This is a genomic window from Verrucomicrobiota bacterium (assembly GCA_019247695.1).
Lineage (GTDB): Bacteria > Verrucomicrobiota > Verrucomicrobiia > Chthoniobacterales > JAFAMB01 > JAFBAP01.
The window spans coordinates 1-12754 of the sequence record JAFBAP010000005.1 but is presented as its reverse complement, the minus strand read 5'-3'; the positions used below and the strand labels follow the sequence as shown (position 1 = coordinate 12754).

General features: G+C 61.9%; 13 protein-coding genes. 6 read left to right on the top strand and 7 right to left on the bottom strand.

The window, feature by feature from the left end:
- Positions 1-330: 330 nt before the first annotated feature.
- The 4 genes from JO015_00570 to ychF form a co-directional block, all read right to left on the bottom strand.
- Positions 331-1008: an HAD family phosphatase gene (locus tag JO015_00570; protein MBV9997585.1), complete on the bottom strand. Its 678-nt coding sequence runs from the start codon at positions 1006-1008 to the stop codon at positions 331-333.
- On the bottom strand, positions 1005-2552 hold the full coding sequence (locus tag JO015_00565; GenBank protein MBV9997584.1) for a PDZ domain-containing protein: 1548 nt from the start codon (positions 2550-2552) through the stop codon (positions 1005-1007). The genes JO015_00570 and JO015_00565 overlap by 4 nt, the downstream gene beginning before the upstream one ends.
- Before the next feature lies 1 nt (position 2553).
- On the bottom strand, positions 2554-4029 hold the full coding sequence (locus tag JO015_00560) for a trypsin-like peptidase domain-containing protein (GenBank protein MBV9997583.1): 1476 nt from the start codon (positions 4027-4029) through the stop codon (positions 2554-2556).
- Between the two features lie 76 nt (positions 4030-4105).
- Entirely contained in the window at positions 4106-5230 is a 1125-nt protein-coding gene (gene ychF, locus JO015_00555; protein ID MBV9997582.1) for a redox-regulated ATPase YchF, read from the bottom strand.
- Positions 5231-5330: 100 nt separating this feature from the next.
- On the opposite strand from ychF, the gene JO015_00550 reads away from it, so the two are divergent.
- Positions 5331-5729, top strand: coding sequence for a DUF4870 domain-containing protein (locus tag JO015_00550; GenBank protein ID MBV9997581.1), 399 nt, complete (start codon positions 5331-5333; stop codon positions 5727-5729).
- Positions 5730-5777: 48 nt separating this feature from the next.
- Here the strand turns inward: JO015_00550 and JO015_00545 are convergent, their stop codons facing one another.
- A complete protein-coding gene (locus tag JO015_00545) occupies positions 5778-6599 on the bottom strand; it encodes a tryptophan synthase subunit alpha (GenBank protein ID MBV9997580.1) in 822 nt (273 codons plus the stop codon).
- A gap of 122 nt (positions 6600-6721) precedes the next feature.
- Between JO015_00545 and JO015_00540 the strand changes: the two genes are divergently transcribed.
- A complete protein-coding gene (locus JO015_00540; GenBank protein ID MBV9997579.1) occupies positions 6722-7318 on the top strand; it encodes a molybdenum cofactor guanylyltransferase in 597 nt (198 codons plus the stop codon).
- On the opposite strand, the gene JO015_00535 is transcribed toward JO015_00540, so the two are convergent.
- Positions 7315-7632, bottom strand: a complete 318-nt coding sequence (locus JO015_00535; GenBank protein ID MBV9997578.1) for a hypothetical protein — start codon at positions 7630-7632, stop codon at positions 7315-7317. The two genes, JO015_00540 and JO015_00535, sit on opposite strands and share 4 nt — an antisense overlap.
- A 222-nt stretch (positions 7633-7854) precedes the next feature.
- Here JO015_00535 and JO015_00530 point away from each other — a divergent pair, with 222 nt between their 5' ends.
- From JO015_00530 to JO015_00520, 3 genes are all read left to right on the top strand, one after another.
- Positions 7855-9141: a hypothetical protein gene (locus JO015_00530; GenBank protein ID MBV9997577.1), complete on the top strand. Its 1287-nt coding sequence runs from the start codon at positions 7855-7857 to the stop codon at positions 9139-9141.
- A 92-nt stretch (positions 9142-9233) separates the two neighbouring features.
- Positions 9234-10127, top strand: a complete 894-nt coding sequence (locus tag JO015_00525; GenBank protein MBV9997576.1) for an esterase family protein — start codon at positions 9234-9236, stop codon at positions 10125-10127.
- 116 nt (positions 10128-10243) lie between these two features.
- Complete coding sequence (locus JO015_00520) at positions 10244-10585, top strand: nuclear transport factor 2 family protein (GenBank protein MBV9997575.1); 342 nt, start codon at positions 10244-10246, stop codon at positions 10583-10585.
- 369 nt (positions 10586-10954) lie between these two features.
- Here JO015_00520 and fdhD read toward each other — a convergent pair whose 3' ends face one another.
- The gene (gene fdhD, locus JO015_00515) at positions 10955-11800 is read right to left on the bottom strand and encodes a formate dehydrogenase accessory sulfurtransferase FdhD (protein ID MBV9997574.1); all 846 of its coding nucleotides are present in this window, start codon (positions 11798-11800) and stop codon (positions 10955-10957) included.
- Between the two features lie 18 nt (positions 11801-11818).
- On the opposite strand from fdhD, the gene JO015_00510 reads away from it, so the two are divergent.
- Positions 11819-12337, top strand: coding sequence for a molybdenum cofactor biosysynthesis protein (locus JO015_00510; GenBank protein ID MBV9997573.1), 519 nt, complete (start codon positions 11819-11821; stop codon positions 12335-12337).
- Positions 12338-12754 lie beyond the last annotated feature (417 nt).

Below are 12754 nucleotides of genomic sequence, written 5' to 3'. Positions count from 1 at the left end.
CACGGCGAACACGGCGAGCCACGGCGAACACGGCGGGAAGACAAAATCACCCGGCACCCGATGCTCCACCCTTAATTCAGCCCCTGGCAAGGAGTACGCCGTCTTTGGCCCGGGGCGGCGGCGAGATTAATGGTCACTAAAGTTCTCGGTTACTGCCAACCGCCGCCCCGGGCCAAAGACGGCATAGGTTCAGGGGTGCCTAACCAGCGGCCCTCATTTGTGGCATTTGTCTTCCCGCCGCGGTCGCCGTGGCTCGCCGTGTTCGCCGTGTGAACCTCTTCCGTCGTGCCCGCCACACCCGCCGTGCCCGCGGTGTGACCGTGTGAACGCTTACGTTGTGCCCGCCGTGCGACCGGTTTGGAACAGTTCTTCGAGCCGGGGGATGGTGAGTTCATCCAGGCGGTGCACCGCCAGATCGGCCCTGCTCAGGCTTTCCAGCGGATTTGTCGTCGCCACGGCCACCACCTTCATCCCGCCCCGGACGGCGGCCTCAATGCCCACGAACGCGTCTTCGAACACCACGCAACGTGAAGGAGGAATGCCCAGCCCTTCGGCCGCTTTCAGAAAAACTTCCGGATCAGGCTTGCCGTGCTTGACGTCCTCAGCGGTGACGATGGTCTGAAAACGATTCTCAAGTCCTACCACCTTCAAGACCGCCTCGATGTTAAGCCGCGGCGTGGATGAACCTACCGCGCACGGGATGTCGGCCGCGCGGAGTTGGTCGAGCCAGGCGATCACTCCCGGCAACGGGCTCAAGCCGCGCTCGACCACAAGTTCGCGGTAAAGCTCCTCTTTCCGGAGGGATAAACGGTTGATGTCGGCCGGCTGATCGGCCCACTTGTAGAGGTTGGGAATGATGAATTCATTTTTCATCCCGAACCCCCGCTTGAAATGCCCGGGCGGCAACGGCAGCCCGGTTTCTTCCGCCAGCCGCTCCCACGAAGCCTCGTGTTGCGCCGAGGAGTCGACGATCACGCCGTCCCAATCGAAAATCGCCCCAAAGGTCATAAGCGTTGCATGGCGGGAAGTGAATAGAGCTTCTGCAACGCGCCCGATTGTTCGGCCACCTCGTTTGCGTCCAGGAAGATGATATGCGGATCCTCTTCAAACTCAATCCTGTGGAAGCCGTCGATCGGGTGCTGGCTGGCCCGGGCCAGGTCAGCGAGGTTTGTGATGTCCTCACCGTTAAGCCGCCTGACGACCAGGTAATTCAAGCGTTCGTACCCGACGGTCGCCTTTGTCGGCATCACCTGAGTCAGGATCACCAGTTTGCGTTTGGTGGAAAAAAGGTTCGCCTGATACCGGTCGTAATACACGAAGCGCTGTGGCGCCTCTCGATTCCAGTTGGGTCCCCATTCTTTCAGAAATTGCCGGGTTAATTCCTGGAACACCAACCCGCCTAAAATGTAGAACCGCGGGGCCCGCCCGATCACGTAGGGATCAATGACGTAGTCCTCCGGCGGGACGTGGAAGACGCTTACCTCGAGGTTCTGGCGCACCCCGTCCCGCATGATCGTGACGGGTAGTTTCTGTCCGGCGAAAGGAACCGTGGTCGTCAGGTTGATCACGGAGAGACGGCCGTAGATGGGATCCTGGTAACTTCCGTCCGCGTCGACGCTCTGATGGTTCACGGACAACAGGACATCGCCGGCTCGCAGACCGGATTTCGCCGCGGAGCCGTTCGGATCCAGCCCGGTGACGTAGACGCCCCCGTTACCTTCATCCAGTTTCAGGTAGCGGCGCAGTTGTGGATCGCGGGTGGACGAGAAGCTCAGGCCGAGGTGGGGAAAACCTTCGTAGTGATCACGGCCTGCCTCGGTCAGAAAGTGGGCGATCACCGGGCTCGAAATCGCGTCAACCGTCTGCGACCGCGCGTCGTAGCGCATGAGGATGGCAGCCAGACGGTTGCCTTTGACAATCGGCAGGGTGAAACTGTTGTCGCGGCCCTGCAGCGGACAACTCATGCGGAAGAGCAGAAACGCCGTGTCTTCGAGTTCGTAGCGGCCAACCTCGGCGCTGGTGACAACCGCCTGAGTCGAGACCGGCGTCCCGTTCGCCTCGAGCTGCAGAACCGCCAGCTTGTCGCCGACCCGAACGTCCGGATCGATCTCCAGCGGCTGAAATCCGGCCAGAAAACCAGGATCCTCCGGGCGCAGCAGCGCCAGGTTCGCCTCGAAATCCACGACCTGGATCGCGGCAGTGCTCTTTTCGCCGGTGTCAGGTTTCTCCAGTTCGATGTAGTTGGAATTACCGACCAACTCCGCGGCGACCAGAACCCCCGACCCGGCCACGACCACCCCGAGCCCGCGATGGTTGGCGGGCGCCTTCTTGCTCCACGGACGGAAGAAGTCGTATGGCTGGTTGGTTGAGTTTACCCGGATGACGGAGTTGCTCTGCGAAGCCGGTGCGACCTGCTCCGTGGGGGTAGCTTCCAGCGCGGGCACGTCCCCGCCGGCGGCCGGCACCGCGACGGAGGCAAGGAGGGTTAAGGCGCAAACGCGGAAGGTAGAAACGGCGACGTCGGATCCGCGCCGCAGGAATGTCGTTAACATGTCAGCTGTTTGTAAGATTTTGCTCCACGCTTACCCCGTAATTGGCCCTGATCCGGGCGCGCGCCTGCTCAACCGCCTTTCGCTCCAGGACGGCCGGCCGGTTATTCCCCAGAAACTGGATGACGTACTCGTCGGCGTCGGCGGCGAAGGCGGCCGACGCATCGTTAAGGTTTTTGATCAGCCGGCCGTTGATCTTATCCACGATCTGCAGCCGAAATTCCGACAGGTAAGCGTTAACCGGATCGGGTAAAATATTGGACAGGACCACCACTTCCGGGTGTTCCTTATAGATCTCGTCGACGACGAAGAAATTATAGAAGTAGCGCAGCCGCAGGTCCTCGATCTGGTAGGCTTCCATGAAGGCGCGGTTCAGGGGTTGAAACACCAGACCGCCAAACAGGACGAACCGGGGATGAAGGCTGTGCTGCTGGGCCTGCATCAGGTAGGGCCAGTTGCCCGACAAGGTGATGTCGACCGTCTTCGGCTGCTTGTCCCGTAAAATGCTCAGCGTGACGGTGTCGCCTTTGAACTTGCGTTCGACGATTTCAGCCATCTCGACGCGTTCACCATCGAGCTGGACAAAACCGTCACTGGCTACGGGGTGGCCATCGATGGCCAGGAGCACGTCCCCGACCTCGAGCTTTCCCGCGCTGGCTCCTGCAACGGAAACGGAGCTTACCATTACCCCCGTATTATCGTCCGGCAAACCAAGCGCGTGACGGTCGGCGGGATTTACCAGCTTGAAAATGTCAACCGACAAGTCGACGTAGCCGTCATACTGGCCGTTTGAGATATCTTTCAGAAACCGCTGGATCACCGGCGTCGGAATCATGTACCCGACGTTCTGAGCGACTTCACCGGAATAACCCTGAAACGCCACGCCCACCACTTTACCCCCCTGCAGGACCGGCCCGCCCGAATTGCCGGGGTTGATGGCCGCATCGATCTGAACCGCCAGGTGCGAGTCGATGCCCGAGTAAGTGTAAGTCTGGAAGTCGATCCGTGAAACGATTCCCTGCGTCACCGACAGGCGTTCACCGCCGATCGGATACCCGTAAACGTCCACGTTCGACTGGATGGCCGGGATGCCCCCGAAGCTCACCGGGGCCGTGTTTTTAAAGAACCCGGGATCGGCGATCTTCAGGACCGCCAGGTCGCAGTCGCTGCCGATGAATTGAACCTCAGCGGGGTAAAGCTTCGGGTCATCTTCCTTCTCAACTTCGATGAAGCGTCCGGCGCTGACCACGTGAGCGTTGGTGAGGATACGCTCGCCCTCGATGACAAAGCCGGCCCCGACGCCGCCGCCGACGTTCCCGGGATTCCACGGAACCCGGTAATCCGGTTCCTGCGAAACGGTCGTGATTCGAACCAGGCTCTTGCGGATGTCGGGCGGGGGAGCCTCAGAATCCTGCGGGAGCGTGTGGGCCTCGGCGTGCGCGGCCAGGAGTAAACATGCCAGAACAAACCTGCAAAACATCGTTACGAGTGCCCAAAATCGCGCAGAAGCATTACGCTGTAAACCCCCGGCTGCGCGTTGCGCCCTGAACCTGAACCTAAACGTTGAACCGGAACTCGATGACGTCCCCATCCTTCACCTCGTACTGCTTGCCTTCGCTGCGGAGCTTGCCCGTTTCCCGCGCCTTCACCAGGGAACCGAGCTGGACCAGGTCGTTGTACGCGACCGTTTCGGCCGCGATAAATCCGCGTTCGAAGTCGGAATGGATCACGCCGGCGGCGGCGGGCGCCTTGTCGCCGGCGCGAATCGTCCAGGCCCGGGTTTCCTTTTCGCCGGTGGTAAAATAGGTGCGCAGCCCCAGCAGGTGGTAAACGGCGCGTATCAGGTTGCCGGCACCGCTCTCTTTTACCCCGAGGCCCGCCAGGTACTCCACCGTCTCCGCCTCGGAGAGGTCCACCAATTCGCTTTCGATCTGCGCGCTGATCACGACGGCTTCCGTGGCAAGATGCGTGCTGACGTACGATTGCACCTGGCCGACGTGCTTTGCCGCGGCCACGTCCCGGCCGCCCTCGGCCAGGGCGGTAAGGTCTGATTCCGCCACGTTGCAGGCGAAAATCGTCGGCTTCGACGTGAGCAGAAAAAACGTTCTCAGCAGCGCCTTGTCCTCCGGGGTCAATTCCAGCGTCGTCGCCGGTTTACCCGCGTCAAGGTGCGGCACCAGCTTGTCGAGGACGGCCGTTTCGGCTTTGGCCTGTTTATCACCGGCGCGCACCTGTTTCTGGATGCGTTCGGCCCGTTTTTGGGCGGTGGCCAGATCGGCGAGGACCAGTTCCGTGTTGATCACCTCAATGTCACGGATCGGGTCAACCGATCCGGCAACGTGATGAACGTCCGAGCTCTCGAAGCATCGAACCACCTGCACGATGGCATCTACCTCACGAATGTGGCTGAGAAATTGGTTGCCGAGCCCTTCACCCGCGCTGGCCCCGCGCACCAGGCCCGCAATATCCACGAATTCAACCGCCGCAGGCACCACCTTCTGAGAGCGCGAAAGCCGGGCCAGTTGCTCCAGGCGCTCGTCGGGTACCTGCACCACCCCTTGATTGGGTTCGATCGTGCAAAACGGGTAATTTGCAGCCTCGGCCTTGCGCGTCCGGGTGATGGCGTTAAACAGAGTTGACTTGCCCACGTTGGGCAGTCCCACAATACCGGCGCTTAACATAAAGCGCGGAAATTAGCGCCGCCCATCCTCCGCCGCACGCGAAATCTTGCCCGCGGGACGGTAATCGCCATCGGGCACGATCCTGGTGTATACTACCGTTATGGCTGAGCCGATCTCTTCAACCGGGAACACCACCGGTATTCCCGCCAACCTCGCCGCCGCGCTTTGCGCAATCTTTATCCTTTTGGGCGGCATCGTCTTCTATTTCATCGAAAAAAAGGATGCGTTCGTCCGGTACTGGGCCGTGCAATCCATTTTTTATGGCGGCACGTGGTTCGTTTTCAACATCGGGATGACCGTTCTGATTTCCATCGCCGCGATCTTGCCGGTCCTCCATTTTGTCCTGGTGCCGTCGCTGATGCTCGTGCATGCCCTGGTTCACCTGCTCTTTCTGATCTTCTGGTTCATCGGGATCATCAAGGCCCTCCAGGGCGAACGCTGGAATTATCCCTTTGTTTCCGCACAGTGCCGCCGTCTGTTTCCGAACGTGGTCCCGTAACGGGTAGCGGCTGACGCGTAACGCGCAGGCGCACGTTTCCAGCAGGCATTACGCGTTGTTGCCCGGCTGCGAACGCGCGGAGTGGACCGCCTGGGTCATCGGCCGCACAAACGCGCCGATTTCCCGGGCCAGGTCCTGCCGGGCCGCGCCCTCGCCGATGCGGCGAACGATGGCGCTTCCGACGACCACCGCGTCCGCAATCCTCGCCACGGTGGCCGCCTGTTCGGGGTTCGAGATCCCGAACCCGACCGCAACGGGCAACTCGGTACGCCGCTTGATCTTTCCGACCCGATCCTGGATGGAGCCATCCAATGCGCTCCGTTCGCCGGTTACTCCTTCGCGCGAAACGTAGTAGATGAACCCGCTGGCCCGGGCACAGATGGTGGCGACGCGCGCCTCGTCCGTGGTCGGAGCGATCAGACGTATCCGGTGGAGCCGCTGCCCGCCTGGATCATCCAGCAGCGTTTCGTCCGGTGGGAAATCGAGCAGTAAAAGCCCGTCCACACCGGCCTCCGCGGCGTCGTTTTCGAAGCGGGCAAATCCGTATTGGAAAATCGGATTCAGGTAGGTGTACAGAATGATCGGCGTGGAAACTGAAGCCCGGATCTGTGCGATGCACTTCAGGAGCCCGCGCACGGTCGTGCCGGCCGTGAGCGCCCGCTGAGCTCCCAACTGATTGGCCAGACCGTCCGCCAGGGGGTCCGAAAACGGGATGCCGATCTCGAGAAAATCGACGCCTGCGGACGCCAGTTCCCGCGCGATCTCTACCGTGACGGCAAGGTTGGGATCGCCGCCCGTGATGTAGGCCATGAACCCACTCCGGCCCGCTTGACGCAGCCGGGCGAAAGTCGAATCGATTCGGTTATGCATGCTCAAGCATGACTTCAAGGCGGGAAACGCGTTCCGTAAAGCATAAGTTCATAAGTTTGCGTCCCCGGGGTGCGGAATTGATGGTGCTCCGGAGCCGGCCCCGGCTTTGCCCGTTTATGTTCATGCGCATGCCCTTTGCCTTCAGCGCCGTCCTGCTCGCCGGAGGCGCCTCGCGCCGCATGGGCATCGACAAAGCGTTGCTGCCGGCGCCCGGCGGGCACGCACGCTCGCAGCCCTTGCTGATGTGGCAGCGCCAATTGCAGCTCTTACAGGCGCTGGAACCGGCCGAGATTTTCCTTTCCGGTCCGCGGCGGCCCGGCTTTCCGGAAGCGCTTCCCTGCATTGCCGACCGTCTGCCGTCCCGGGGCCCGCTGGGCGGCCTGGCGACGTGCCTCGACCAAATCACCACCCCCTGGCTGCTGGTGCTCGCCATCGATCTGCCCTTCATGGAAACGGAGTTCCTTGCCCGGGTGCTTGAGGCGTGCAAGACGGGGAGGGGAGCCGTTCCCCGCAGCCCGGGTCACTACGAGCCCCTGGCAGCGGTTTATCCCCGCACCGCGGCCAGCGCGGCCAACGCGGCGCTGGATGCCGGACAGTTCAGGCTTCAGGGCTTGGTGGAAAGGTTGGTCCGCGCGTCGCTCGTCGAACCCTACCCGCTTCGCCCCGGCGATCTGCGCCTGTTCCGGAATTGGAACACGATTCACGACCTGAACGCTTAATTCCCCTTCTCATCATCCCCGTCGTCCTGATCCGGCGCCGGCGATGTGCCGAACTCGTCGAAGCGGATCAGCTTGCCGGTCTCAGCGACCTGGAGTTCGCGCTCAGGCACGCCGTTGACGGCGACCTGCACTCTGTACAGCTTGACGTTCCCGAAGGGAAATACCTCGACCTGCTGCACCGTTCCGGCGCCGCGATTCGCTTCAACCGTGCGTTTGACGGCGTCCGGCACCGCTTCGTAGCTCACCAGATCGTCCGCGAGGGAGCTACCTGCCGCCGCCAATGCCACCAGACCGATCAGCCATCGTCGAAACATGGCCTTAACGTAGCAACGCTCGCAGACCCGGCAACGCAGACATTTCTACCGCGGACGGCGCCGGCGGCGGGTCCTTGCCGCATGTCGCCGGCAGGCGGAAAACGGTTCGACGCCGCGGCCCGATGATGCGGTTGCCCTGGCCCCGCCTTTTTCGGGCCTTCAATCCGCAGAAAGGGCTTGCCGGAAACAGGCTCTTGTCCCTAAAAGGAATGGGCCAACCGCATGCGGCGTTCCCTCTTACTGTTGGGTTTGATGATGTGCTATGGCACTGCCGTCACCTCCGGCGAAAACCGCTACGGAGGCGACGCCTTCAACGCGGATGCGGCCGGAACGTGGCAGCCGAAGCGCTTTCTGGACCCTGCAGCCGAAAATGCCGCCACGGACACCACCGGAACCTGGCACGCGAACCGCTTTTTGAAACGCGACTCGCAGGGTTCAAAGCCTGGCCCGCAGGCCGCCAGGCGTCCGGCCAAGCCGGCGTCCAACCCTTCCGCGTCACGCAACGATGGTTCCGAGCCGCGGTACGCCAACGCCAGCCCCCTCGTGGATCGACCCATCCTGCGCGAGCCCACCGGGGAGACCACCGTCCGGCGCGCCTTGCCGGCGCGCCGCCCGAGCGGCTCTGGCCCGGCCGCACCGACGCCCGTTCCTGACCATCCTCAATCGGCCGGACCGGATCCGCGCAGCGCGCCGCCGGTTCCGAGCAAGGCCCCGCGCGCCGGATCGGCTCTGCGGGCTGCGCCTACGCCCGTACCGGCCAACCCCCGCCGCGCCGGCTCCGAGCTGCGTACCGCATCGATGCCCGTCCCCGGAACCCCGCGTTTCGCCGGGTTGAACGTGCGTACCGCGCCGAGGTTCGTCCCGGCATACTCCCGGCCCGCCGGGTTCAACCTGCTGAGTGGCGACTCCGGGCGCTACCCGTGGAAGATGAATATCGTGACGACGATCTTTTGGGTCGGCGAATATGCGTCGATGCGTAACCCGGTTCCGAACCGGCAGAGTGCCTGGGATAAGCATTGGAGCGCAAACTACGGCGGTTACGATACCCCCAATCCCTGGGCCCGGCGCAATTTCATGCCGGTTAGTTTTGTGCCGCGTCAAAACCCTTTCTACTTTGCCTTGCCTTACAACGACATCGAACGGCATCACACCAAGCGGGAAGCCCCCTACATCATCCCCTGGTTCCGGCAGACGTTTGTACGGGACGGCCAGACGGTGTTGAAGGACCGCTGGATCGCCATCCGGCACGGGAACCGCGTTTGTTATGCCCAATGGGAAGATTGCGGGCCGTTCCGGACTGACCATTGGCAGTACGTCTTCGGGCGTGAGCGGCCCCGGCCTAACCTGAACCAAGGTGCCGGCCTGGACGTCTCGCCCGCGGTTCGCGACTACCTCGGGTTGGCCAACAAGGACGTGTGCGACTGGAGATTTGTCGAGGTCTCGGAGGTGCCGTCCGGGCCATGGATGTTCTACCATCGCAACCGCCCGTTCGCCATCGCCAGCCGGTAGGTGGCCCCGCAAAATCAGTTGACGGCACGGGGTCCTTAAGCTACCCACGCTCGATGATTCCCCCTAAACCCGCTCGGGTCGTGCCGTTTGAAATGGCGCGAAGCTCAGTTACGGAAATCAAGGGGTGGGCGGCCCGTCTCGCCGTCGTGGCTATTGCGTGCTTAGCCATTCAGGGAACCGTGAGCGCCGGTCAGGTGCTGGCGTACAGCTTCTTTTCCCAGGCGCTCGGCCGGGACTGGCGCTACAACGTTTACCTGCCCGACGGCTACGACCATTCGGACCTGCGCTACCCGGTTCTGTTCATGCTGCACGGCTACAGCGAAAACGAGAATGCCTGGGTTTCCAAAGGTCAGATCAACGCGGTGGCCGATCGTCTCATCCGCTCCGGGGAGATCTCGCCGGTATTGATTATCATGCCGGGATCAGGAGATAACTGGTACCTGGACCTGAAGGAAAAGATCGAGACCGCTTTCATTCAGGACCTTGTCCCCGAGGTCGAGCGCACGTTTCGCGTCATCCCTGAACGCGAAGGGTGGGGGATCGGGGGTGATTCCATGGGGGGATACGGTGCCCTCCGCTTCATCCTCAAGTACTCGGAACGCTTCAGCGCGGCGCTCCTGATGAGTCCGGCGATCTATGTGCCGGAACCGCCGCCCACGAGCAGTGCCCGTAAAGGGGATGTGTTCGGAAGCCCCTTCGATCGGGAGGTCTGGGAACGCGTCAACTACCCTTCATTAATCGATGGATTCTTCGCCAAGCGCCTCCCGATTGCGCTCTACATCAACTCCGGGGACCACGACGACTTCGACATCGAGACCCAGATCGGGCCGGTCTATAAAATGATGCGTGAGCACAAGTTCCCGGTGGCAATGCGGGTTACCGCCGGCATCCATGACTTCGCGGTCTGGCGCGCTGAGTTGCCCGAGGCGTTGCGTTTTATCTGCGGCGAGATGCGCCGTCCGGAGTTGACGCGGCCGGCCAAATGAAGCCCGCCGATTTCCGGGTCCGCTGACGGCGCCGGTTTCTAACTTCCTCCTTTTCACTTTTCATCACGAATAGACGATCCGCTTGCAGCGGTGCGCCGGCGGGTTCAAGGGTGCTCATGGCTGAAAAGCACGACTTGTTACGGGCGCTCTACGAAGCCTTTAACCGCCGCGACATCGAACGGGCCGTGTCCGGGCTGCACCCGGATGTGGTCTGGGCAAACGGGCTGGAAGGCGGAACCGTTCAAGGCCGGGGCGCCGTGTACGATTACTGGACGCGCCAGTGGCGGCAGATCAATCCAAGGGTCGAACCGCAACGCTTCGAAGGCGAAAACGATGATGTCGTGGTCGAGGTCCACCAGGTCGTGCGTGACCTGGAAGGCGGCCTGCTCACCGATCGAACGGTTCATCATCGTTTCCGGTTTGAGGGTGGGCTGGTCAAAACCTTCGACATCCTCTGAGGCGGCGGCGGCCGCGGGTAGGGCAGGGCCGGGCCCGGCGGGTCGCCCCGCGACGGGCATAAACTCCATCAAAAACCAGACCGTTCCATCCTGCCGCGATACGGATAATATCCACAAATACCAAGAATAACATCGACAAGTGGCGCGCACTGCATGACAATGCAACTGTGAACCCTGCCAGAATATTTTGGATAGTCCTGGCCTTGTATGCGGGCGCCTGCGCACTTTTCTCACCCCTGATACTCTGGTGGTTTGGACATCGAAAACGCGTCCATTTTACCCTGCTGCGCGCCCACCGGCGCCAGCGGTCGCTGGCAAGGAAGTAAGTCGCCGGCCGTGCCCGTGACCGGTGCAGTCACGGCGCCGCCGCTACAGCTTGCACGGAATGCCGTTTTCGATCCGGGTAAAACCGGAGTAAACGTTGAACCGGCCATTCCGAAGGAAGCCCACCAGGGTAAACCCGTAACGGCGGGCAAGGTCCACTGCGAGGCTCGACGGGGCGCCGACGGCAGCCATGGCCGGAATGCCCGCCATGATCGCTTTCTGCACAAGTTCAAACCCTGCGCGGCCGCTCACAAAAAGCAACGCCTCGGAAAAATCGTGCCGGCCGGTGATCAACGCATGACCGATGACTTTGTCTACCGCGTTGTGGCGGCCGATGTCCTCATAAACCGCCCATAGTTCGCGACCGGCACCCAGCAAGGCCGCGGCATGCAGCCCACCGGTGGCGCGAAAGGTGGATTGCGCTTCGTGGACCTGCTCGGGGATCTTCATGAGGTCAGCAACGCCCCACCGGGGCCGTCCTTCGGGCAGGATCACTTCCCGGTTCAGGTTGACGGCTTCCAAGGAAGCTTTGCCGCAGATTCCGCAGCTTGAGGCGGCGAAGAAGTTCCTTTCCAAATGTTTCAACGCAACCGGCCGATTCAGGTGCACGACGATTGACGCGCCGCGTTCCGGGCTCGTCTCAACGCCCGTCACCGCATCCGGACTCGGGATGACTCCCTCAGTGAATAGAAAACCCACCGCCAGAGCCGGATCGTGTCCCGGGGTGCGCATCGTCACCGAAACGGGTTTGGTTACCGCGACCCCGTTGCGCGTGAACGCTACCCGGATTTCCAGGGGTTCTTCAACGGCCAGGTGATCGCGCTTGAACTCAGGCGCCGACCCTCGGGAATACCATTGCACGCCGTAATCCTGTATGGAACGCTCAGGCATAACTGTTTAGAGTGGTTCGTGGTAACCATCCTCGGTGAAGTCGTGTACCTTTTTGTTTCGCCCGGCCACAACTTTTTCGGCCACCACGGAAAGCCTCCGGACCAGCACCCGTTGCATTCTCTATCCAGCGTCGAGTGCGTGGCGCAAAGCGGCATCGTGGGCGACCGCTTTTTCAACTATAAACCGGATTACAAGGGGCAGATCACACTGTTTGAAGCCGAAGTGTTCGAAGAGCTGTGCGATCGCCTCGGGGTACGTGACCGCGGACCCGGCGTCCTGCGGCGCAACGTGGTCACCCGGGGTGTGCGCCTCAACGAGTTGATCGGCCGCGAATTTACCCTGGACGGTGTCAGGGTGTTCGGCCGGGACGAATGCCGCCCATGTTATTGGATGGATCAGGCGTTTGCGCCCGGGGCTGAGGCCCTCCTGAAAGGCCGTGGCGGCTTACGCGCCGCGGTGGTCACCACCGGCCGGATCAGCCTGGGGGGGAAGATTTCGTTGACGGGTAACCCAGCGGATGTGGCGGGCACAACGTAAGAGTTCACACGGTCACACGGCGGGCACAGCGGGGGTGGCGGGCACAACGACAGAGTTCACACGGCGAACACGGCGAACCACGGCGAACACGGCGGGAAGAGGAAAGGGAAAGAGTTCGGAGTTCGGAGTTTGGAGTTCGGAGTTGTCGTAGAGCCAGGTCCGATCTCCCCCGACGGGCACGTTCACACCGCGGAAAGACAGAATCATCCGCCGAACACGCAGAGAACGCAGAAAAGGATCCACGGAACAGGAGCTTGACACCGGCAACTCGCCCCCAATGATGCCGCTCCGAACTCCGAACTCCGAACTCCGAACTCCGAACTCCGAACTCCGAACTCCGAACTCTTTCCCTTTCCTCTTCCCGCCGTGTTCGCCGTGGTTCGCCGTGTTCGCCGTGTGAACTCTGTCGTTGTGCCC

Bases quoted from the DNA above. Each gene is read 5' to 3' on its own strand.
- JO015_00530 (MBV9997577.1), top strand. From the start codon at position 7,855: ATGCGGCGTTCCCTCTTACTGTTGGGTTTGATGATGTGCTATGGCACT.
- JO015_00570 (MBV9997585.1), bottom strand. From the start codon at position 1,008: ATGACCTTTGGGGCGATTTTCGATTGGGACGGCGTGATCGTCGACTCC.
- JO015_00520 (MBV9997575.1), top strand. From the start codon at position 10,244: ATGGCTGAAAAGCACGACTTGTTACGGGCGCTCTACGAAGCCTTTAAC.
- JO015_00560 (MBV9997583.1), bottom strand. From the start codon at position 4,029: ATGTTTTGCAGGTTTGTTCTGGCATGTTTACTCCTGGCCGCGCACGCC.
- JO015_00565 (MBV9997584.1), bottom strand. From the start codon at position 2,552: ATGTTAACGACATTCCTGCGGCGCGGATCCGACGTCGCCGTTTCTACC.
- JO015_00525 (MBV9997576.1), top strand. From the start codon at position 9,234: ATGGCGCGAAGCTCAGTTACGGAAATCAAGGGGTGGGCGGCCCGTCTC.
- ychF (MBV9997582.1), bottom strand. From the start codon at position 5,230: ATGTTAAGCGCCGGTATTGTGGGACTGCCCAACGTGGGCAAGTCAACT.
- JO015_00540 (MBV9997579.1), top strand. From the start codon at position 6,722: ATGCGCATGCCCTTTGCCTTCAGCGCCGTCCTGCTCGCCGGAGGCGCC.
- JO015_00550 (MBV9997581.1), top strand. From the start codon at position 5,331: ATGGCTGAGCCGATCTCTTCAACCGGGAACACCACCGGTATTCCCGCC.
- fdhD (MBV9997574.1), bottom strand. From the start codon at position 11,800: ATGCCTGAGCGTTCCATACAGGATTACGGCGTGCAATGGTATTCCCGA.
- JO015_00545 (MBV9997580.1), bottom strand. From the start codon at position 6,599: ATGCATAACCGAATCGATTCGACTTTCGCCCGGCTGCGTCAAGCGGGC.
- JO015_00535 (MBV9997578.1), bottom strand. From the start codon at position 7,632: ATGTTTCGACGATGGCTGATCGGTCTGGTGGCATTGGCGGCGGCAGGT.